Origin of the sequence: Neorhizobium petrolearium, from assembly GCF_029854435.1 — a bacterium.
GTDB lineage: Bacteria > Pseudomonadota > Alphaproteobacteria > Rhizobiales > Rhizobiaceae > Neorhizobium > Neorhizobium petrolearium.
Window position 1 is genome coordinate 4,298,781 of the sequence record NZ_CP123000.1, and the last position, 21,781, is coordinate 4,320,561.

A 21,781-nucleotide genomic window follows, 5' to 3' on the forward strand; every position below is an offset into this window, starting at 1 on the left:
TGTCTCGATGAAGCGTTTCTTTGCCCGCAATGCGCCGGCTTATGTTTTTCTTCTGCCCTGGCTGGTCGGGTTTTTCCTGCTTGCCCTGGGGCCTATCCTGGCGTCGCTTTATTTCTCGTTCACCCGCTATGACATGGTGAGCGACCCGCGCTGGATAGGCTTGGGTAATTACGAATATATGTTCACGCGGGACCGGCGCTTCTGGAAGGCGCTGGATGTGACCTTCACTTATGTGGTGCTGGCGGTGCCGGCGCGACTGATCGTGGCGCTCGGCGTCGCCATGCTGCTCGACCACGGCCTGCGCACCATCGGCCTCTATCGGGCGATCTTCTACCTGCCGTCCCTGCTCGGCGCCTCGATCGCGATCGCCATATTGTGGCGCCAGCTCTTTGCCGAGGATGGCGTCGTCAACCAGGTTCTGGCCCTCGTCGGAATTCAAGGCGCCGCCTGGATCACCGATCCCGATACCTCGCTCTATACTCTAGTGATCCTAGCCATGTGGCAGTTCGGCTCACCGATGCTGATCTTCCTCGCCGGCCTCAGGGGCATACCGCGCGACCTCTACGAGGCAGCGGAGATCGATGGAACGCCGCGCTGGCGCCAGTTCACGCGGATCACCCTGCCCCTTCTCGCGCCGGTCATCTTCTTCAACCTGGTGCTGCAGACGATCGAAGCCTTCAAGACCTTTTCGAGTGCCTTCATCATCTCCAACGGCACCGGAGCGCCGGCCGACAGCCTGCTGTTCTATACGGTGTACCTCTTCAACGAGGCCTTCAAATTCTTCCGCATGGGCTATGCCTCTGCGCTTGCCTGGGTGCTTCTCGTCATCATCGCGGTCTTTACGGCGATCGCCTTCTTCACCTCGAAATACTGGGTGCATTATGAGAACGAGCGCGATTGATATGGACCTGTCCGTCGAGATGGAGGAAGCCGCCAAGATTGCGCATGAAATGCGCTTGCGCCGAGGCAAGCGGGCACGCAACGGACGCATCCTGAAGCACATCTTTCTGATCGGCGTCTCCTGTGTGATGCTCTACCCGCTGTTCTGGCTGCTCGCTTCTTCCTTCAAGCCGGAAAACGAGATTTTCGGAAGCCTGACGCTCTGGCCGTCGGAGTTCCGCTTCGACAACTACACGGAGGGTTGGAACGCGCTGCCGCAGTCCTTCACACTCTTCTACGTCAATTCGGCGATCGTCACTGTGCTCTCGGTGATCGGCAACCTGATCTCCTGCTCCTTCGCGGCCTATGCCTTCGCCAGGTTGAGCTTCACGGGCCGCCGTTTCCTCTTCGCGCTGATGATGATGACCTTGATGATCCCCTATCATGTGGTCCTCATTCCCCAATATGTGCAGTTCCTTCGGCTCGGCTGGGTGGATACCTATCTGCCGCTGGTCGTGCCTCGCTTCCTGGCCTCCGACGCCTTCTTCATCTTCCTGATGGTGCAGTTTTTTCGTCAGCTGCCCCGGGAGCTGGACGAGGCTGCGATGATCGACGGCTGTTCGCCCTTCAAGATCTACTGGGCGATTATCCTGCCGCTTTCCCTGCCCGCGATGGGCACGGCCGCTATCTTTTCGCTGATCTGGGTTTGGGAGGACTTCCTCGCGCCGCTGATCTACCTCAACGACATCAAGAGCTATACCGTGCCGCTGGCGCTGCGCCTCTTCCTCGATCAGGAAGGCAAGTCGGCCTACGGCCAGATGTTCGCGATGTCCGTGCTTTCGCTGGTGCCGGTCGTGATCTTCTTCGTCCTGTTCCAGAAACTCATCGTTCGTGGCATCGCCACCTCCGGCATGAAATAGGAAACAAGACGCATGGCAGGATTGACGCTTCGAAACGTCGGCAAGCGCTACGGGGCGCTGTCCATCATCCAGGGTTTGAACCTCGATATTCGCGACGGCGAATTTCTTGTCCTTGTCGGCCCTTCGGGCTGCGGGAAATCCACCCTTCTTCGCATGATCGCCGGCCTGGAGGACATCAGCGAAGGAACAATCGCCATCGGCGGACGGATCGTCAACGACCTGCCCGCGTCCAAACGCGAGCTATCGATGGTGTTTCAGAGCTATGCTCTCTACCCCCACATGAACGTCAGGAAAAACCTCGCCTTCGGCCTGCAGAATTTCAACGTTCCACGCCAGCAAGTGGAACACCGGGTGGCCGAGGCAGCTCGCATCCTGCAGATCGAGCAGTTGATGGACCGCAAGCCGCGCCAGCTTTCAGGCGGGCAGAAGCAGCGCGTGGCGATCGGTCGCGCTATCGTGCGCGAGCCGCAGCTCTTCCTCTTCGACGAACCGCTTTCCAACCTCGATGCCGAGCTGCGTGTGCAGATGCGGGCCGAACTGGCTTCACTCTATACGCGTCTCGGAACGACAATGATTTATGTGACGCATGACCAGGTGGAAGCCATGACCATGGCAAGCCGCATCGTGGTGCTGAGAGGCGGCAAGATCGAGCAGGTTGGAACGCCGCAGGAGCTCTACACCCGGCCCCAGAACCTTTTCGTTGCCGGCTTCATCGGCTCGCCCAAGATCAACATGCTGCAGGCAAAGGTGTTGCGTGAGGCAGGTGAAACCCTCGTCGACATTGCCGACCTGCCCCGGTTCGCCATTCCTGCTCTTACAGCCACGAGCGAAGTCATGACCCTGTGCGTACGCCCTTCGTCATTGCGGGTGGGCGGCGGCGATGTCACGACCGAGGGAACGATCCGGCTTGTGGAATATCTTGGTAGCGAGACACTGCTGCATGTGGCCCTGCCTTCGGGCCAGGTTCTGCTTGCCAGCGATAGCGGCCGCAATCCCTGTCGCATGGGCGATCCGGTGACGATCGGCTTCGACCTCTTCGACCTCCATTATTTCGATAGCGCCGGTCAGCGCGTCGAGCCCACTCAGAACGAAAGCCTGGTCCAGTGAAGATTGCCATTGTCGGATGTGGCTCGCGGCATCAGATGTTCCGCGATTCCGTGATCGAAGATTACGCAGACAAGCACAAGATCGTCGCGCTCTGCGACAGCAATGCCCGTCGATTGGGAGAAGCAGCGAAGGCAGTCCCCAAACCGGGAACGAACGGCGTCGCGACCTATCTTGCTTCCGATTTCGACCGCCTGATTGCGGAACAGAAGCCGGATACGGTGGTCGTGGCAACGCCCGACTTCCTGCATGCCGACTATATCGTCCGTGCTTTCGAGGCCGGCTGCGATGTCATCTGTGAAAAACCGCTGACGATCGACCTTTCCCGCCTCAAGCAGATTGTCGATGCCCAGAGGCGGACCGGCCGGAAGGTCACGGTCACCTTCAACTACCGGTATTCTCCTGCCCGCACCCAGATCAAGGAGCTCATTGCGTCCGGCACGATCGGAACGGTGACGGCCGTCGATTTCCGCTGGCATCTCGACCGCGTTCATGGCGCCGACTATTTCCGACGCTGGCACCGGCAGAAGGAGAACTCCGGTGGGCTGCTGGTCCATAAATCCACGCATCATTTCGATCTGCTCAACTGGTGGCTCGGCTCGGTGCCGACCGAGGTTCTGGCATCCGGCAAGCGGGTTTTCTATCGCCCGGAAACGGCGGTCGAACTGGGGCTTGCAGGCCGCGGCCCACGCTGCACGGGCTGTCCCGTGGCCGCCAGATGCGATTTCGAGCTCGATCTGTCGGCCGACGAGAACCTTCGCGCGCTCTACCTCGAGGCCGAAGGCGAAGACGGCTACTTCCGCGATCGCTGCGTCTTCGACGAGGAGATCGGCATCGAGGATACGATGCAGGCGCATATTCGCTATGCGTCCGGCGTCACGGCCAATTACACCCTGACCGCCTATTCGCCATGGGAAGGGCTGGAGATCAAATTCCAGGGAACCAAGGGCGACATCACCCATCGCCATGTGGAAGTCCACGGCGTGTTCGGCGGCAAGCGCGCGCATGCGGACGAAGATGCCATCACCACCGAACTGCACCTGGCTGGAGAGCCGCCACGCCTGGTCCAGGTTCCAAAGGCGAAGGGCGACCACGGCGGTGCCGATCCGGTCATGCTCGGATATATCTTTGATCCGGAAGGCATGGAGCCGGACCGCTATGGCCGCGCTTCCGACCATGTCGCCGGCGCATGGTCCATTCTCACCGGCATCGCCGCCAACGCCTCCATCGAAACTGGCTCGCTCGTCAATATCCAGTCGATGCTGCGGGCTCGCGGCATCCACCTCAAAGGATAGTCCTCATGGCCTTCGACCTTCGCATCGGCGTCATCGGCATAGACCACGGGCATATCTACGGCATGATAGATGGCATGCGGGAGGCCGGCGCCACGCTCGTCGCGTGGACAACGGGCGATGAGACCCCTGATGAGGCACGCACGGCATTCCAGGACACCTATCCGGATATGCCGCTTCGACCGATGCAGGCCATTCTGGAAGACGCGAGTATCGATCTCATTCTTTCTGCAGGCATCAACAGCGAGCGTGGAGGAATTGCCGTCTCGGCCATGATCCATGGAAAGGATGTGCTGGTCGATAAACCCGGCTGCACGAGCCTGAAGCAGCTTGCGGATATCCGTACAACTGTGGCGGAGACCGGACGCCGTTGGCTTGTCTCTTTCTCCGAGCGTGTGTCCGTTGAAAGCGCCACCTTGGCGGACCGCCTGATTGCCGAAGGCCGAATTGGAAGGGTGGTCCAGACGGTGGGGCTCGGGCCGCACCGTCTCAATGCAAATCTCCGGCCGGGCTGGTTCTGGGACCGGGCGCGATGCGGTGGCATCCTGACCGATATCTGCGCCCACCAATTCGACCAGTTCCTGCATTTTACCGGGTCGACCGAAGTTCGGGTGATCTCCGCTCATGTGGCCAATGTTGCGAATCCGGATCGGCCGGATTTCCAGGACTTCGGCGAAGCGCTGCTGGAAGGCAATGGGGGCCGTGGTTATGCACGGGTGGATTGGCTGACGCCACATGGCCTTCCCGTCTGGGGAGACGGGCGGATGACAATTCTCGGGACCGACGGCTATATCGAACTGCGCAAATATATCGATATCGCGGGCCAACCCGGTGGGGATCACGTCTTTCTCGCCGACAAATCCGGCGTCCAGCGGTTCGATGCCAAAGGCGCGGGCAAACCTTTCTTCGGAAGATTTGCCGCGGATGTGAAAAACCGAACCGAGACCGCCATGTCTCAATCCCATGCGTTCCTTGCGACCGAACTGGCGCTGCAGGCACAGCTTTTGGCGGAAGGCGGCGCAACTCGATGAGCGATCGCATCCGGGTGACAGTCGTCGGGGCGGGCATCGGCAAAGCCCACGTGGCCGCTTATGCAACGCTGCCAGAACTATTCGAGGTGCGTTATGTCTGCGATCTCAACTTCGCCCGCGCGGTAGAGGCCGCCGAACAGGCGCCTGGCAGCCGCTCCATTCGGGACATAAACCAGGTCCTCTCAGATCCCGAAGTGGATCTCGTCGACATCTGCCTGCCGCCTCAACTGCATGCCTCGATGACCCTGGCCGCGCTGGAGGCCGGGAAGCACGTGGTCTGCGAAAAGCCGTTGGCAGGTTCGATTGCCGACGTTCGGCGCATTGCGAACCTCGCGGCGGAGATGCGCAGACAGGTCTTCCCAGTATTTCAGTATCGCTATGGAGCCGGCTATCGTGCAGCGCACGAGTTGAAGATACGCGGCTTGTTGGGAAAGCCCTATTTGGTGGCCTTGGAGACCCATTGGCAGCGTGGCCCCACCTATTATGAGGAGCGGTGGCGAGGCACCTGGAAGGGAGAGCTCGGTGGCGTCCTCGTCAGCCACGCTTGCCATATCCATAATCTGATGACCCACCTTGTCGGCGATGTCACCGAAATAGCAGCCTTTCTGGACACGCGCGTCAATCCCGTGGAGACCGAGGATTGCGCCGCCCTTTCCATGCGCACCAGCGAGGGGGCTCTGGTCACCTCCTCGGTCACTTTGGGTGCCGCGGGGAACAGCTCACGACTTCGTATGTGCTTCGAGCACGTTACCGTAACCTCGGGCACGGAACCTTACCAGATCGGCGCGGGTCCCTGGAGTTTCACGGCCACCGATCCGCCACGACAGGCAGAGATCGATGCGGCCCTCTCCGATATTCCCGAGACCCTTTCGAGATTCCCCGGCCTGTTTGCCGACATCCATGCCTGCCTCACGGGCCAGCCCGACCTCTATCTGCCGACGCTTCAGGAGAGCTATCACTCAATCGAGCTCATTACCGCGATCTACGCATCGGCTCGCCATAGTCAAATCGTGCGGCTGCCCCTTGGCTCGGATCATCCCTTGGCGGCGGGATGGATGCCGCAATAAAAGCTGGCACTCAAGCTTCAAATACAGGCCGACTTGCGGCTCATAGGTATCCGCGGCGGTGCCGCTGGATCACGCGTGCAAAAACCGCGGAAAGCACTCTTTACAACTAGAAAACATAGTTGCTAAGTTATCTCCCAGATTGAACGACATCAACCCTGGATCGGTGCTGTTCATCCATCTCTGTCTTTCCCAGCCGCGCTCCAATCAAGGACATTTAACGATGACCCAAGCCTATACGCCCTTTGCCGATGACAGTTACGCCGGACGAACCGTTCTGATCACCGGAGCCGCGAGCGGCATGGGGCTGGAAACCGCCCGCGCTTTTGCCGCCAAAGGAGCAGAAGTGGTGATGGCCGATCGCGACGAGGCGGGGCTTGAACGCTATGGTTCGGAGCTGCGGAAAGGCGGAGCGAAGATCCATACCGTTAAGGTGGACGTCAGCAATCCCGAGAGCATCGCAGAGGCCTTCGCCTATTGCGATGCTCATCTCGCGCGGCTGGACAATGTCGTCACCTGCGCCGCAATCATCACCGCCAAGCGCCTCTTCGAACAGGATTGGGCCCATTGGCAGCGCGTGCTGAACGTCAATCTGCTCGGGACCTTCTTTACGGTGCAGGCCGGCGTGAAGCGCATGCTCGAAAATCCGGCAGGCGGCAACATCGTCTGCGTGGCCTCGGATGCCGGCGTTCACGGGGGCGGCGGGCTGATCGCCGACACCGCCTATGCAGCATCGAAGGCTGCGACACTGTCGCTGGTCAAGTCCGTAGCGCGTGAACTTGCCGGCAAGAAGGTCAGGATCAATGCCCTCAACCCCGGACCGACCGATTCCCCCATGCATGCTCATATCGATCCTTCGCTGAAGGAGCGCATCGCTGCAAATCTGCCCGTGCGGCGGATGGGCAGGCCGGAAGATATGGCCGCCGCCATCCTGTTCCTCTGCTCGGACGCGGCCAGCTTCGTCTACGGCGCAGCGCTCGACGTCGACGGCGGCTCGATGTTTCGCTGATACCGGAGGGCAATGGGATGGAGGAGACTGAGCAGCGCTACGCCTATTCGGCCGATATTCCCGAACTCGATGACGTCGACGTACTCATCATCGGAGGCGGACCTTCGGGAATATCGGCCGCCGTGGCAGCGGCGCGCCTGAATGTGCGAGTTCGCCTGATCGAACGCTACGGCTTTCTCGGAGGAAACCTGACAGCGGGCCTCGTCGGCCCGTGCATGACATCCTATTCGCTCGACGGGAGCCAGCAACTCATCCGCGGCGTATACGAGGAATTCGTGCAGCGCATGATGGCGATTGGGGGTGCCCTGCATCCGAGCACCATTCCGGCCGGATCGGCCTACTGCGGCTTCATCGTCTATGGTCATGACAAGGTCACGCCCTTCGAGCCGGAGGCGGCAAAGGTGGTGGCGCAGCGTATGTGTCTGGAAGCCGGTGTCGACCTGCTGCTGCATACGATGGTCGTTGATGCCATTGTCGACGACTGCGAGGCGGTCAATCCGCGGATATTGGGTGTCGTCTGCGCGGGCAAAGGCGGCCTGAGGGCCGCCCGAGCGAAGGTCGTGGTGGATTGCTCCGCCGATGGCGACGTCGCCCACTTCGCAGGCGTGCACACGCGACAGGGGCGAGACAGCGACGGCCTTGCCCAGCCGCAGACCCTGTTCTTCCGCGTCCAGAACGTCAACGATCAGGTGGTTGAGGAATACGTCCGGTCTCACCCGGAGGACTACCGGCCTTACGCCTCGATTGTCGCGAAGGCGACCGCGGAAGGCCGCTTCCCGGCGCCACGGCGTGGCATCGGGCTCTACAAGACCATGGAGCCCGGCGTCTGGCGCATCAATACCGGCCGCGTGCTCCGCCGTAACGGTGCTGATGCAAAGGAGTTGACCCTGGCGGAGATCGAAGGCCGCGAGCAGACCGTGGCATTGCTCGATTTCTTCCGCAACAATCTCCCCGGCTTCGAAAAGGTCGAACTCAGAGATACCGCAACGCAGATCGGCGTTCGGGAGACGCGCCGCATCGATGGCGACTATGAACTGACCCTGGACGACCTCCGTTCGGGCCGCTCGTTCGAAGATGTGATTGCCCTTTGCGGCTATCCCCTCGACATTCACGATCCGACAGGATCGGGCGGCGGGACGGGTGGCGATGCACCGGCCACAGCCAATATCTACCAGATACCCTACCGTGTAATGCTGCCGCGCTATCACGATGGCCTTCTCGTATCAGGCCGGGCAGTTTCAGCCACCCATGAGGCACTGAGCGCCATCCGCGTCATGCCGCCCTGTTTCGCACTCGGACAGGCCGCCGGGATTGCTGCCGCGCTCTCGGTGGGCAACCGGGCGAGCCCTCGACATGTCGATTATGAAGACCTGCGACGCGAGCTTCTGGCGCAGGGCGCCTATCTCGGCTGAATGAAACGATAAAGGGGGGAGAGATCTCTGCCCTTTATCATTCAGGCTTTTAGATGCAGCGTAACCAGCACGGTGCATTCTGCGCCATCCTCGAAACGCGTCGCGACGCGCAACCAGTTTCCGAAGCCTTTGAGACGGGCGACAGCGATGCCGTCGCGCTGCAAAGGCATGGCGAATTCCGTTCCCTCCGGCACCCAATGCATGCCATCGGGGGAGATCTCGACCCAGCCCTTGGGCATCTTGCCGACCGGATCTTTAAGGGCGCGGACAAAGAAGACAGCTTCATGCGCCCAGCCGGCTTCATAGGGCTCGCTCGCGGCATCGCCGCTCCAGCGCTCGTTGCGGGAGACGACGGCGGTGATATTTTCGGGCAGCATCAGAAATCCCCGGAAATGCAGATGGAATCGACATACAGGAAGGCGCGCTTGGCGACGTCCGTCTCGGCGAACAGGCAGAAATTCAGCATGCACCACAGGTTCTTCATGGCCGGAATGCGGATCGAATCGAAGTTCGAGAGATCGAAGCTGCGGTCGTTGCACTGAAGACCGAGCGCCTTCATCGAGACGAGATCGAAGTCGAAGCGCAGGTAGCTCCAGTTCACTTTGGTCGGAATTTCGTTGTAGCAGAGTCGTTGCTCGCCATCCGGCAGATCGAGCCATCCCCCGGGGGCAAGGTGATAGTGGCTGACGGTCTTGTCCTCGCTACCGATCGGCATGAGGCGCGTGGTTTCGCGCTTGTACTGCCATTTCTGCAAATGCTTGCCGTCGAGCGCGTTCAGAAAACGCAGATGAGGCATGACACGTTCGCCGTCGCCGTCACGGTCGCCGCATTGAAGGTCGAACAGCAAACCGATCGAGCGCACATCGGTCTCAGAGAGTTTCAGCTCCGTCGCTTCAGGCTTGAAGGTGAAGAAGAGCTCGAAGCGGATCGGTCCGCGCCTCCGAAACGTGTGGCGTTTGATCGCAACGTTCTGCGCGCCGGGCCGCGCCCTCGTGGCAATTTTCAACGCATAGGAGGAATCCATTCCGCCATGGGAGCCGGCATCCCAATGCCCCAGAGTAGAGAGCATGGCGCTGGAATGCTGCGCATAACCCGGCAGCATGGAATCGAGACTGTCCTCATAATTGCCGACCAGCTGCGACCAGCCGCAATGGCCGCGCGAAAAGTCGTCGAAGGAGAGTATGCGCGGCAGCGGGTCGAAGCGGCTCAGCGCGGGATCGGCCCGGAGCATGGCCAGGCGCATTGCTTCGGTCATTTCGGCCATGGGGGAGTGAAAGGGTGTCGTCATCGTGTCATGGCCTCACTGCACGCGGAGCCGCTTTACGGCGTCCCAATTGATTTCGATGCCGAGGCCGGGGCCGGTCGGAACATCAAGCGTGCCATTTCTCTGCCGCAGGCAGCCCGGATCGAGATCGGCGAGTTCGCGCTTGAAGGGGCTCAGGTCGCATTCGCATTCCATGACCCGAAAATTCGGAAGTGCAGCCGCCAGATGAACGCTTGCCGTTTCGCAGATAATGCCGGACATGCCGATATGGGGAGCATAAGCGACATCATGCAGGCCGGCATAATCGGCCATGCGCCGCGTCTCGGATATGCCGCCGGCGCGGGCGACATCCGGCTGGAGGACGGAAAGGGTGCGGTTGGCGACGAGCCGCTGTGCCTGATCGGCAGTGAAGTTGCTCTCGCCAGCAGCGATCGGCACGTCGCAACGCTTGCGCAGTTCTTCGTAGCCCTGCTCGTTTTCCGGCGCCAAGGGCTCCTCGAACCAGAAATAGCCATTGGCGCCCAGTGCCCGTCCGACCTCGATCGCCTCATCGAGATTGTAGGCCCAGTTCGCATCGACGCAGAGGCCGATGTCATCGCCGGCACGCTTGCGCAGGCGCTCGATACGCCGGCAGGCTTCCTTCACCGGGTTCGCTACCTTCACCTTGATACGCGGAAACCCTTCGTTGATATAGCGCTCCAGTTCCCTGTCGGCTTCGGCGTCGTCTACCCAGTTCACGGCGGCGGCATAGACATCGATTCGCTCGCCCCCCATGCCGCCGAGCAGTTTGGCGACCGGAAGGCCCGCCGCCTTTCCGAGAATGTCCCAAAGCGCGATATCGACTCCCGCGATCGCTTCAATCAGCATGCCGCCGGCGCGGCCGGAGAGCGAGCGGCGCATGGATTGCCACAATGCACCGATGTTGCGTGCATCCTGCCCGACAAGGCGAGGCTTGAGCGAGGTTTCTATCAGTTCCGCATAAGCCTTGGGTGAGAACCGCGCGAGCGTCTCGCCGACGCCGATGATACCGGCATCGGTTCGCACCTCGACCAGCACGATCGAAACCTGACTGTAGGTGCCCCAGGACGTTACCGTTGGTTTCGGCAGCGTCTGACTCAGGGGATGGGCGATCACATCCGTTATGCGGATCGCCTCCTTGGTTGCAGGATGCGCGGGCTCCATCGGCGTTGTCGTCCTCCACAATTCAGTCGCCGCTTTCGGGCGATTTTGTTAGTTTTAGCGATCAGCTATCATCTTGGCAACTGATAAACCTAGTTGCTAAGTTATAAACCGTTGTGCTAGTGTTAAAAATATGAGGACACAAATGACCGACAACCCGGAACGGAAACCCGTATTCACATCCAAGCCAGCCAGCCCGTCGCGACTGGCGGACGGGGTGTCCGACGCGATCGCAGCCGCCCTGTTCGATGGTCGCATTTCGCCCGGCGAACCTCTGCCGCCGGAAGGTGAAATCGCCAGGGAATTCGGCGTCTCCAAGCCGATTGCGCGCGAGGCGCTGCGCCAGTTGACGGCAGCCGGGTTGATTTTCACCCAGCAGGGCAAGGTCGCGCGCGCCAAGGCGCTCAGCGGCGAGCCGATGGATCGCATCTATGGCTACGCGGTACGTTCCAGCCTGAAGCGTCTGCAGGAAGCCAACGAAATGCGCCGGGTAATCGAGACGGGCATCGCCCGGCTCGCCGCCGAGCGTCGCGATCCGGAAGGTCTTGAAGCCATGCGGCAGGGACTGGTCGACATGCAGGCATCGCTGCATGAACCAGCCGGCTTCACTGCGGCCGATATTCTTTTCCACCTCGGCCTTGCCATGGCCACGGGCAACGCCATGATCCGCGTGCAGATGGAGGGCATGCGCTCCGTGCAGCGCGAGGTTTCCGAACTGTTTTCGCGCCGGGCCAACCGCAGCGATGCCGATTGGCGCGCCACGATCGCCCGCCACCAGGCGATCTATGACGCGATTGCCGCCGGCGATGCCGATCTGGCCGAGCAGAGCATACGGGTTCATTTCGACGCTGCCGACATCGCATCGCTGGAAGTTGCCGACAAGTTAGGTGGCGGTGCGTCATGACATCGCCGTGTTTCTCGCTGAAAGGCAGGCGTGCGCTGGTGACCGGCGCAAGTTCCGGCATTGGCCGGGCTGTGGCGCTCGGACTCGCCGAGCAGGGCGCCGGCGTCATCCTTCACCATTTCGGCAACGAAACGGGTGCAAGAGAAGTAGCGCGCGCGATCGGCGATGACACCCCGGTGCTTGAGGCGGACTTTACCGATCAGCGGGCCATAGCGGCATTTGCAGATAATGTGGTCAACCGGTACGGCCCGATCGATATCCTGATCGCCAATGCCGCCATCGAACGCCGCCTGCCCTGGCAGGAGGTGGATGAAGCCCATATCAATGCCCATGTCGCAGCCAACTTTTCGGCGCTGCTGGCCCTCACGGGCAAGCTTGTTCCGCCAATGGCTGAACGCGGCTGGGGCCGGGTGATTGCGACCGGCAGCATCATGGCGGCACGGCCCCGGGCCGAAACCGTGGTCTACGCATCGCTCAAGGCGGCACAATTGACGGCGGTGCGCGCCATTGCCCGTGACGTCGGGCATCGCGGCGTTACGCTCAATGTCGTTTCGCCGGGCGCCATCCAAATCGAGGCCAACGCCGAACGCTACAGTGATCCGGAATTCCTCAAGGCGGTTACGGCTAAAATCCCCGTGGGCCGACAGGGCCAGCCGGAGGATCTGGTCGGAGCTTTCGTTTTTCTCTGCAGTGATGCTGCAAGCTACATCACGGGCGCGAACATTCCAGTCGACGGAGGATGGTCGATCGGTGATGCGCCCGGCACTCTTCCCGGAGCGTCCGGATGATCGGCGCGCGCGGGATTTGAAGACAACTGTGGCGGATCTATTCGCCGCAAGGGTGGCCTGTTCAAACAGGCCGCAGCTAACTGCCCACAATCGGAGGGAATGCCAAGGCATTCACTCGATGAGGGCCGATGACCAGCGACCAAAGGGGAGGAAACCATGAGGGCCACACTAGCAGGTATAACAGCATCCGCTCTGACATTATACGCAATGACGTCCACCGCCTTCGCGACGGATCTTCGCATGACGGTATGGACAGGCAGCGAGGTGCATCTCAAGATGCTCAACGGCATCGCCGAAGGCTTCAAGGCCAAGCATCCTGACGTCAACGTGAAGTTCGAGACGGTGCCGGTCAACGACTACACCCAGAAGCTGACCTTCCAGGTTGCCGGCGGAAATCCGCCCGACATCGCCTGGATGATGGAGGATGCCGCGCCGGCCTTCGAGAACGCCAATCTGCTGATGGATCTCGGTCCGACGCTCAAAGCCACCGAAGGCTATGACTTCGCCGACTTTTCTCAACCGGCAATGGGGCTCTGGCAGAAGGGCGATACGGTATACGGCATTCCCTTCTCCACCTCGCCGTTTATGATCTATTACAACAAGGACATGTTCGACAAAGCCGGCCTCGATGACCCATTGGCGCTCGCGGCAAAGGGCGATTGGAACATGGACAGGTTCCAGGAGGTCGCCAAAAAGCTGACCGCAGCCAATCCCGGCAAATGGGGTTTCGAGTTCAAGGACGGCGAAGGTTATGCGTCGCGCATGACCCACGCCTTGTTGCCGCCGATCCGGGCCTATGGTGGCGACATCTGGTCGAACCATGAATGCGGCTTCGACAAGCCCGAGGCGGTCAAAGCGGTCAAGCAACTGCACGATATGGTGTTCAAGGACAAGTCGATCGTGCCGCCCGGCGAACAGGGTGACTATTTCTCCGGCAATTCGGCCATGACGGTGAACCAGATCTCGCGCGCATCGAAGATGGCGGAAGCCGGCTTCAAGTGGGGCATCGCACCGCTGCCGTCCGGACCCGGTGGTGAATCGCCCGTGATCGGCCAGGCCGGTCTCGTCGTCTTCGCACAGGGCAAGAACAAGGACATTGCTGCCGAATTCATAGCCCATATGACCAGCAAGGAGAATGTCGCCATCATGGCGCAGTTCTTCCCGCCGGCGCGTAAGAGCGTGCTTGAAAGCGACGCCTTCATTAACGGCAACAAGCTCATTCCGCCGGAAATGATGAAGAACGTCGCAGCGGCAATCGCCAACGGTCGGGTGCATCCGGCTCACGAAAAATCGCCGCAGATTCTCGCCGCCATGGCGCCCCGCGTCGATGCCCTGTGGAAGGCCAATGCCGATGTCGACGCAGCCATCAAGGGAATCTGCTCGGCGATCCAGCCGCTGCTCTGACACGACCGAAGATGACCGATATCATTCACAACCTCAAGACGACGCGCAGTAGCCAGAAGCCCTGGCTCACGCTGAAAGCAAGGGAGATGATGGAGGCGTGGCTGTTTGTCAGCCCGTCCTTCATCGGCTTTCTTATCTTCTTCCTCGGCCCGTTGTGCGCTGTTGTCTATTACTCGCTGACCGAATGGAACCTGCTGACCCAGCAGGCGACTTTCGTCGGCCTGCGCAACTTCGAGAATGCGTTGCTGGAGAACCCCGATTTCTGGCATGTCGTACGCAATTCGGTCATCTTCGCACTCGGCCTCGTGCCGCTCAACATGGCGCTGGCCCTGACGCTTGCGCTTGCGCTCTCGCGACCCTTCTTCGGGGTCGTATTCTTCCGCACGGTGTTTTTCGCACCGGTGATTACCTCGGCGATCGCCTGGGCGATCGTGTGGAAATTCCTGCTGCAGGGTGAAGGCGGCTTCATCAATCAGGTGCTGGCTCTGGTGGGCATCACCGGACCCAACTGGCTGCGCGAGCCCGGTTGGGCGATGGCAGCGGTGATCATCACCCGCGTCATCAAGATGGTCGGCCTCAACATGATCCTCTACATTGCGGCGCTGCAGGCCATTCCGCGGGATTACGAGGAGGCCGCGCGTCTTGAAGGTGCCTCACGCCGGCAGATCTTCAGCATGATCACCTGGCCGCTTCTCGCGCCGACGACGCTGGTGATCATGGTCATCACCACCATCGGCTCGTTCAAGGTGTTCGACCACATCTACCAGATGACGGGTGGTGGTCCGGAAAACGGCACACTGGTGCTCGCCTTCTACATCTACCAGCAGGGTTTCAAGTTCTTCAACGTCGGTTACGCCTCGACGCTCGCCATGATCATGTTCGTCATCGTCATGGCGCTGACCATCGTGCAGGTGATGCTGAGACGAAAGGGCATGGAATGACACAGCGCCAGATCCAGATCCTTTATCGCGCCTGCTGGACGATAGCCTTGCTGATTGCCGCAATTCCCTTCGTCTTTCCGTTTATCTGGATGGTCTCCGCGGGCTTCAAAAGCGTGACCGAGATTTTCGGCGCGCCCACGCTCATCCCGCGTGTCTGGCGCTGGCAGAATTTCATCGAGGTCTTCACCTATCAGCCCTTTGCGCGGCAGTATTTCAATTCGCTCTATATCGCGATCCTGGTGACGGTGCTCACCCTCCTCATCGCCTCGCTCGCAGGCTACGCGCTGGCGCGCATGCGCTTTGCGGGTGCCGGGTTGCTGATGCTGTTCCTCATCTCCGCGCTGATGGTGCCGGAAGAGGTGACGATCATCCCGAACTTCTTCCTGATGCGCTGGGCGGGTCTGGTGGACACGCACTGGCCGCTGATCCTGTTGCCGACCTTCGGCCCCCATGGCGTGATGGCGACGTTCCTCATGCGACAGTATTTCCTCGCGCTGCCGAAGGAACTGGAGGAAGCCGGCAAGATGGACGGCCTTTCCCGCTTCGGCGTCTGGTGGCAGATCGCACTGCCGATGTCGCGCCCGGCGCTGGCGGCCGTTGCCATCATCACCTTCCTCTTCTCCTGGAACCTGTTCCTGGAGCCGCTGATTTTCGTGAGCTCGCTGGAGATGTTCACACTGCCGCTCGCGCTCTCCAATTTCAACGACAGCTACGGTTTACCCCTTTGGAACCTGCAGCTCGCCGCAACCAGTCTCGCCGTGGTGCCGATCCTGATCGTCTATCTGATCGCGCAACGACAAATCATCGAGAGTTTCGCGCTTTCCGGCGTGAAGGGATGAGAAAGCTATTCCCATGACCAGTCTATTGCTCAAAGGCATCGAAAAACACTTTGGCAGCGTCAACGTCATCCGCGGCGTCGATCTAAGGATTGATGACGGCGAGTTCGTCGTGTTCGTCGGCCCTTCCGGCTGCGGAAAATCCACGCTCCTGCGGCTTATTTCCGGGCTCGAACATATCAGCGACGGGGAGCTGATGATCGGAGACCGGCTGGTGAACGAGGTCCAACCCTCCGAGCGCGGTGTTGCCATGGTCTTTCAGTCCTATGCCCTTTATCCCCATCTGACAGTCAGGGACAACATGGGCTTCGGACTGAAGGTGCGCAAAGTACCGGCAGGGGAGCGCCAGCGGCGCATCAACGAGGCGGCCGCTACGCTCAAGCTCGACGCCCTGCTCGATCGCTACCCGCGCGAACTCTCCGGCGGTCAACGCCAGCGCGTGGCGATCGGGCGCGCTATCGTCGGCAATCCGGACGTGTTTCTTTTCGACGAGCCGCTTTCCAATCTCGATGCCGAGTTGCGCGTGCACATGCGCTCGGAAATCGCAGCCCTGCACAAACGGCTGTCGACCACGATGATCTATGTCACTCATGACCAGATCGAAGCGATGACACTGGCCGACAAGATCGTGGTGCTCCGCGACGGGCGGATCGAGCAGGTAGGCTCACCACGCGAGCTTTACGAAAGGCCCGCCAATATGTTCGTCGCCCAGTTCATCGGCAGTCCCAAGATGAACGTGCTGCCGGCAGCCAATGCGCAGTTGCTCACTCCCGCGGCCATTGTTCCGGCTTCGGCTGAGAGCGTGGGTGTGCGCCCCGAGCATCTGAAGGTGAGCGAAGCTCGAGACGGCATCTTGCGCGGCAAAGTCAGTCTCTGCGAATATACCGGTGCCATCACGCTTCTCCATGTCACGCTGCCGGATGGACAGCTGTGCCTGGTAACCAGCGATGACCATATGGCGCCACCCCTCGGCAGCGAGATCGGACTCACGGCGCAAGCGGAAAAACTGCATTTCTTCGATCATCAGGGCCGCAGGGAAAAGCCGGCGCCCGACGCTGGAGTTCAATAACCGACGCAGGAAAACGCCTGCCCGGCAAACGCCACGATCCACGGCACACATTAATCGCCTCGACGATCTCGTCGGGTCATTCCGCTGCCGCCGCAAGGCAGCCATTGATGATCCCTCTGATCTCGGCGCGGCACGAGCCGCAATTCGTCCCGGCTTTGGTTTCTCTCCCCACCGTCTCAACGCTGTGGCAACCGCCACGAATGGCGGAGATGATGCGGTTCACACCGACCGAGAAGCAGGAACAGACAGTCGCACCGGGATCCGGCTGATCGGCGCCCGGGCGCCCGGCAACGACGGCAAAGCGCCTGCGAAGATCGACATGCTTGGCGGCAAGCTGATCAACCGCCCAATTGCGCGCGACTGCAACCGGCTCGCGTGCGAGAAAAAGCGCGGCAATCAGTCGTTCGCCCTCGAAGAAGACAAGCCGTAGATCCCCGGACTGAGCATCGGCATAACCCAGCGGTTCGATCTCTTCAGGGATGCCGAACGCGGTACGGCACCAGCCCACCCAGTCCTCCATCGCATCCATGAAAGCGAGCTCTATTCGCCAGCCGCCGGCCGCCTTGGCGAGCGCCCAGTATTCTGCCTGCGAAACAGCTGGCCTATCGACGGAAATCGCGAAACCATAGAATGCAGCCTTGAAGGGGCGGACAGCAATTGCGACATTCTTGGAAGCCGGCTGACCGGAGAAGGGGTCGGTAACGGGTGCGACCAGCGCATCGATACGGGCCTTGGCGGCGAACTGGTCGTTCCAGTGCATCGGCACGAAGATATTTCCCCGCGCCTGCCGTTCGGTCACCAGTGTCCGGACCACCGCCTTGCCATACGGACTTTCGAGTTCGACCAGATCGGCATCCCGAATGCCAAGTTCCATCGCATCTGCTGGATGCATCTCCGCGAAGGGCTCGGCGATGTGGCTGCTAAGCCGGGCGCTTTTGCCGGTCCGCGTCATCGTGTGCCAATGGTCGCGGATACGGCCGGTGTTCAGTGTCAGCGAGTATTGTTCATTGGTGCGGCTGGTGGCAGGGGCCTGCACGGCTATGAACCGCGCGATGCGATCGGAGTGATAGAATCCGCCGTCTGCAAAGAAACGGGTCACGCCGGGTTTCATGCCGGCAGACCGCGGCCACTGAAAAGGAGCGATGGCGTCATAGGCGGGACGGTCGATTCCGACATAGGCACCGATATCGAAATCACGGCCGCCATCGTTCTCGAACGCCGAGAGCGCCGCGTGCTCGGCAAAGATGTCGGCCGGCGAATGGAAATCGAAGCCGGCAAAGCCCATTCGACGTCCGACTTCTGCTACCTGCCACCAATCAGCCTTCGCTTCGCCAGGCGTGGGAAGGAACGGCCGCTGACGGGAGATGCGTCGTTCGGAATTGGTGACCGTGCCGTCCTTCTCGCCCCAGCCGAGCGAAGGCAGCAGCACATGCGCATGGCGGGCAGTATCGGTTTCCCTCAGAATGTCCGAGACCACGACGAACGGACAGGCCTTGATTGCCGCCTCGACCGCATCGGCATCCGGCATAGAAACGGCCGGATTGGTCGCCATGATCCAGAGCGCCTTGATGCGTCCATCGGCGACAGCACGGAACATGTCGACAGCCTTGAGCCCGGGCTTAGACGCAATGGTTGGAGAGACCCAGAAGCGCTGCACGCGATCGCGATCCTCGGCGCTCTCGATTGCCATATGGGCTGCCAGCATGTTGGCGAGCCCCCCCACTTCGCGCCCACCCATCGCATTCGGCTGGCCGGTCAGCGAGAAAGGCCCCATGCCGGGCCGGCCGATGCGGCCTGTCGCCAGATGACAATTGATGATGGCATTGACCTTGTCCGTGCCGGAAGAGGACTGGTTGACGCCCTGGCTATAGCAGGTGACGACCTTTTTCGTCGTCTCGAACAGGCGGAAAAATTCGCGGATCTGCATGGATGGCAGACCGGTGCGCTCCATAAGGTCGATGAGAGAGAGCGCCGAAGCAGTAGCAAAGGCTTCGGCAAAACCCTGTGTATGAGCGGCGATGTAGTTCTGATCGATCGCGGAACTGGCCGCCAGATGGGCAAGCAGCCCCATGAACAGCGCAACATCGCCATCGGGCCGGATCGCAAGATGGAGGTCGGCAATATCGCAGGTCATAGTGCGGCGCGGATCAATGACCACGATCTTCATGCTTGGCCGTGCAGCTTTCGCTGCGCCCAATCGCTGATAGATCACCGGATGGCACCAGGCGAGATTGGAGCCGGTGAGGATTACAAGATCTGCAAGCTCCAGGTCCTCGTAAGCACCTGGCACTGTGTCGGACCCGAAGGCGCGGCGATGGCCGGTGACGGAAGACGACATGCAAAGCCTTGAATTGGTATCGACATTGGCCGAACCGATGAAACCCTTCATCAGCTTGTTGGCAATGTAATAATCCTCGGTCAGCAATTGGCCGGAGACGTAGAACGCAACTGAATCCGGTCCGTATTCGGCAATCGCCTTCGAGAATTTTTGCGCGACGAGATCAAGTGCCGCGTCCCAACTGGCGCGCTGGCCCCCGATCTCGGGAAAAAGCCCGCGCCCGTCCAGGTCGATGGTTTCCGCGAGCGCGGAGCCCTTGGAGCAGAGCCTGCCGAAATTGGCCGGATGCTCCGGATCGCCTCTTACCGTAACGACGCCGTCATCCGCCACGGAAGCGATGACACCGCAGCCGACACCGCAATAAGGACAGGTAGTCTTCACATCGGTTGCCATTTATTCCGCCGCCACCGTCATCAGAGTCTCAAGCGCGATGAAGAGCCTGCCGTTGTCGTTTCTGAGGGGGATGGTGCGAACCTCCCCCTCGTCAGCACCGAGCGCCTTTCCGGTTTCGAGCGAGATCACCCAGTTATGCAGCGGACAGGTGACGGCTTTGCCATGCACAATGCCCTGGCTGAGCGGCCCGCCCTTGTGGGGACAACGATCGTCTGTCGCAAACACCTCGTCTTCCGCCGTCCGAAACACCGCGATCCTGCCCTGCGGTGTCTTCACGCACCGCGCACCGCGCAGCGGAATGTCGGAAATATCGCCGATCAGATGCCAGTCCATAGGTCTACCTTCCTCCGTAATCGGTACGGGCCTTCGCTGGGGCTGTTAATCTCAGGACCTCAGGTGGCGGCCACTGGCTGAGCGGAGAGCCCCTGACGGTCGAGTTGCTTTACCGACAAGTGCATCCAGACGAGCGAGATTGCGACGATCAGAAAGAGCAGCACGAAGCAGCTGGACCAAAGGCCGGTCATGTCCTTAAGCACGCCGAAGGCGATCGGAAGAATGAAGCCGCCGAGACCGCCCATCATGCCGACGATACCGCCGACGGCGCCGACACTTTCCGGGTAATATGCCGGAATATGCTTGTAGACGGCGGCCTTGCCGAGGCTCATCATGAAGCCCAAAACGAAAATGACGACGATGAAGACGCCCGGCGTGATCCCGAGTGCGGAGCCGGTTCCGGCTGCCGGTAGCGAAAGGATGAGCGTGGCAACGGCCGATACCGCGAACATCGCATACATGACGCTGCGCGCACCCTTCCTGTCCGACAACACGCCGCCGAAGGCACGGAAGATGCTGCCCGGAATGGAATAGGCAGCCGCGATTATGCCGGCGACTCCAAGGTTGAAGCCATAGACGCCGACGAGATAGCGAGGCAGCCATAACGACAGGGCAACGAAGCCGCCAAAGGCGAAGAAATAGTAGAGCGAGAAGCGCCAGACCTGAGCGTTCTTCAGCGGTGCGAACTCCTGAAGCAGGCTCTTGGAAACAACACCATGCTCGCGGCGAAGGCGGAAGGCCGGATCATCCGTCGTGGTGAACCAGAAGACGATTGCCATCAACGCCAGCCCTACGGCCCAGATCTGCGCGACAGCCTGCCATCCCCATGCGATGAGCACGAACGGTGCAGCGAATTTGGTCACGGCCGCGCCGACATTGCCGGCGCCGAAGATGCCAAGTGCCGTCCCCTGCTTTTCGGCCGGGAAGAAGGGCGAGACGTAGGCGACGCCGACTGCAAAGGAACCACCGGCAAGGCCGACACCGAGACCGGCAATCAGCATCTGTGTATAGGTTTGAGCATAGGACAGCAGGAAAGTCGCCAATGCAGCGGCCAGCATGGTGAGCGTGTAAACGAGGCGGCCGCCATAACGGCTGGTCCAGACGCCAAGGAGGATGCGGATGAGCGAACCGGTCAGGACCGGCGTGCCGACCAGCAATCCGAACTCGGCTTCGTTCAGTCCGAGATCCTGCTTGATGCGGATCCCGATGATCGCAAAGATCGTCCATACGGCAAAACAGACGGTGAAGGCGATCGTGGACATCCACAATGCTTTGGCTGGTTCGCCGGCGGACATGGGCTGTGTTTTCTCAAGTACAGACATGGCTTCTCCAGGGCCCGACAAGGTCGTGCCGATCCATCGCTAGGGGTTAAAAACAAAAAGCCGCTGGCCAGGTACGCGGACACCAAAGGTGTGCGAGATATCCTGATCAGCGGCTTTGCCTGGGGCGCCCGTCGTTGGACGCTAAAAAATGCGGCCCTTTGGCCTCACCAGTTTAGAAGCAAGAGCTGTGCCAAATACGAAAAGGTAATTAAATCCGTTATTTCGCTCTCAAGTCATGCTCGCATCTGCCAAACATCAATCACATAGGCGCCAAAAATTGTGCAGTGCGCCCAAAATAG

General features: G+C 60.6%; 20 protein-coding genes. 14 read left to right on the forward strand and 6 right to left on the reverse strand.

The window, feature by feature from the left end:
• Nucleotides 1-7: 7 nt before the first annotated feature.
• The 8 genes from QEO92_RS20935 (at nucleotide 8) to QEO92_RS20970 (ending at nucleotide 8,711) form a co-directional block, all read left to right on the forward strand.
• A complete protein-coding gene (locus QEO92_RS20935) occupies nucleotides 8-901 on the forward strand; it encodes a carbohydrate ABC transporter permease (protein ID WP_227704295.1) in 894 nt (297 codons plus the stop codon).
• A gap of 19 nt (nucleotides 902-920) precedes the next feature.
• The gene (locus tag QEO92_RS20940; protein WP_407722148.1) at nucleotides 921-1,799 is read left to right on the forward strand and encodes a carbohydrate ABC transporter permease; all 879 of its coding nucleotides are present in this window, start codon (nucleotides 921-923) and stop codon (nucleotides 1,797-1,799) included.
• Between the two features lie 12 nt (nucleotides 1,800-1,811).
• Nucleotides 1,812-2,906 carry an ABC transporter ATP-binding protein gene (locus QEO92_RS20945; protein WP_037156940.1) on the forward strand — a complete coding sequence of 365 codons (1,095 nt, stop codon included), beginning with the start codon at nucleotides 1,812-1,814 and terminating at the stop codon, nucleotides 2,904-2,906.
• A 35-nt stretch (nucleotides 2,907-2,941) separates the two neighbouring features.
• Nucleotides 2,942-4,198, forward strand: coding sequence for a Gfo/Idh/MocA family protein (locus QEO92_RS20950; protein WP_244446955.1), 1,257 nt, complete (start codon nucleotides 2,942-2,944; stop codon nucleotides 4,196-4,198).
• A gap of 5 nt (nucleotides 4,199-4,203) precedes the next feature.
• Complete coding sequence (locus tag QEO92_RS20955) at nucleotides 4,204-5,226, forward strand: Gfo/Idh/MocA family protein (protein ID WP_227704296.1); 1,023 nt, start codon at nucleotides 4,204-4,206, stop codon at nucleotides 5,224-5,226.
• Nucleotides 5,223-6,293: a Gfo/Idh/MocA family protein gene (locus QEO92_RS20960; RefSeq protein WP_227704297.1), complete on the forward strand. Its 1,071-nt coding sequence runs from the start codon at nucleotides 5,223-5,225 to the stop codon at nucleotides 6,291-6,293. The genes QEO92_RS20955 and QEO92_RS20960 overlap by 4 nt, the downstream gene beginning before the upstream one ends.
• Nucleotides 6,294-6,591: 298 nt before the next feature.
• On the forward strand, nucleotides 6,592-7,299 hold the full coding sequence (locus QEO92_RS20965; RefSeq protein ID WP_280107524.1) for an SDR family NAD(P)-dependent oxidoreductase: 708 nt from the start codon (nucleotides 6,592-6,594) through the stop codon (nucleotides 7,297-7,299).
• A 17-nt stretch (nucleotides 7,300-7,316) separates the two neighbouring features.
• Nucleotides 7,317-8,711, forward strand: coding sequence for an FAD-dependent oxidoreductase (locus QEO92_RS20970; RefSeq protein ID WP_227704299.1), 1,395 nt, complete (start codon nucleotides 7,317-7,319; stop codon nucleotides 8,709-8,711).
• Nucleotides 8,712-8,752: 41 nt separating this feature from the next.
• Here the strand turns inward: QEO92_RS20970 and QEO92_RS20975 are convergent, their stop codons facing one another.
• From QEO92_RS20975 to QEO92_RS20985, 3 genes are read right to left on the reverse strand one after another with little or no spacing between them, the layout of a single operon-like run.
• Entirely contained in the window at nucleotides 8,753-9,088 is a 336-nt protein-coding gene (locus QEO92_RS20975) for a hypothetical protein (RefSeq protein ID WP_037156931.1), read from the reverse strand.
• Nucleotides 9,088-9,954, reverse strand: a complete 867-nt coding sequence (locus QEO92_RS20980) for a DUF6772 family protein (protein WP_227705229.1) — start codon at nucleotides 9,952-9,954, stop codon at nucleotides 9,088-9,090. Before QEO92_RS20980 ends, QEO92_RS20975 begins: the two co-directional genes overlap by 1 nt.
• Before the next feature lie 57 nt (nucleotides 9,955-10,011).
• Complete coding sequence (locus tag QEO92_RS20985; protein ID WP_227704300.1) at nucleotides 10,012-11,157, reverse strand: mandelate racemase/muconate lactonizing enzyme family protein; 1,146 nt, start codon at nucleotides 11,155-11,157, stop codon at nucleotides 10,012-10,014.
• Nucleotides 11,158-11,299: 142 nt separating this feature from the next.
• Between QEO92_RS20985 and QEO92_RS20990 the strand changes: the two genes are divergently transcribed.
• The 6 genes from QEO92_RS20990 (at nucleotide 11,300) to QEO92_RS21015 (ending at nucleotide 17,096) form a co-directional block, all read left to right on the forward strand.
• Entirely contained in the window at nucleotides 11,300-12,058 is a 759-nt protein-coding gene (locus tag QEO92_RS20990; protein WP_037156926.1) for a FadR/GntR family transcriptional regulator, read from the forward strand.
• Nucleotides 12,055-12,846, forward strand: a complete 792-nt coding sequence (locus tag QEO92_RS20995; RefSeq protein WP_227704301.1) for an SDR family NAD(P)-dependent oxidoreductase — start codon at nucleotides 12,055-12,057, stop codon at nucleotides 12,844-12,846. The genes QEO92_RS20990 and QEO92_RS20995 overlap by 4 nt, the downstream gene beginning before the upstream one ends.
• Before the next feature lie 156 nt (nucleotides 12,847-13,002).
• Entirely contained in the window at nucleotides 13,003-14,250 is a 1,248-nt protein-coding gene (locus tag QEO92_RS21000; protein WP_320443040.1) for an ABC transporter substrate-binding protein, read from the forward strand.
• An 11-nt stretch (nucleotides 14,251-14,261) separates the two neighbouring features.
• Nucleotides 14,262-15,191: a carbohydrate ABC transporter permease gene (locus QEO92_RS21005; protein WP_037156920.1), complete on the forward strand. Its 930-nt coding sequence runs from the start codon at nucleotides 14,262-14,264 to the stop codon at nucleotides 15,189-15,191.
• Nucleotides 15,188-16,030, forward strand: a complete 843-nt coding sequence (locus tag QEO92_RS21010; protein WP_037156919.1) for a carbohydrate ABC transporter permease — start codon at nucleotides 15,188-15,190, stop codon at nucleotides 16,028-16,030. Before QEO92_RS21005 ends, QEO92_RS21010 begins: the two co-directional genes overlap by 4 nt.
• 13 nt (nucleotides 16,031-16,043) lie before the next feature.
• Nucleotides 16,044-17,096, forward strand: coding sequence for an ABC transporter ATP-binding protein (locus tag QEO92_RS21015; protein ID WP_227704303.1), 1,053 nt, complete (start codon nucleotides 16,044-16,046; stop codon nucleotides 17,094-17,096).
• A 76-nt stretch (nucleotides 17,097-17,172) separates the two neighbouring features.
• Here QEO92_RS21015 and QEO92_RS21020 read toward each other — a convergent pair whose 3' ends face one another.
• The 3 genes from QEO92_RS21020 to QEO92_RS21030 are packed head-to-tail and all read right to left on the reverse strand — an operon-like array spanning nucleotide 17,173 to nucleotide 21,482.
• Nucleotides 17,173-19,827: a nitrate reductase gene (locus QEO92_RS21020; protein ID WP_227704304.1), complete on the reverse strand. Its 2,655-nt coding sequence runs from the start codon at nucleotides 19,825-19,827 to the stop codon at nucleotides 17,173-17,175.
• Entirely contained in the window at nucleotides 19,828-20,160 is a 333-nt protein-coding gene (gene nirD / locus QEO92_RS21025) for a nitrite reductase small subunit NirD (protein ID WP_227704305.1), read from the reverse strand.
• 59 nt (nucleotides 20,161-20,219) lie between these two features.
• Complete coding sequence (locus QEO92_RS21030; RefSeq protein ID WP_037156913.1) at nucleotides 20,220-21,482, reverse strand: MFS transporter; 1,263 nt, start codon at nucleotides 21,480-21,482, stop codon at nucleotides 20,220-20,222.
• Between the last annotated feature and the right edge of the window lie 299 nt (nucleotides 21,483-21,781).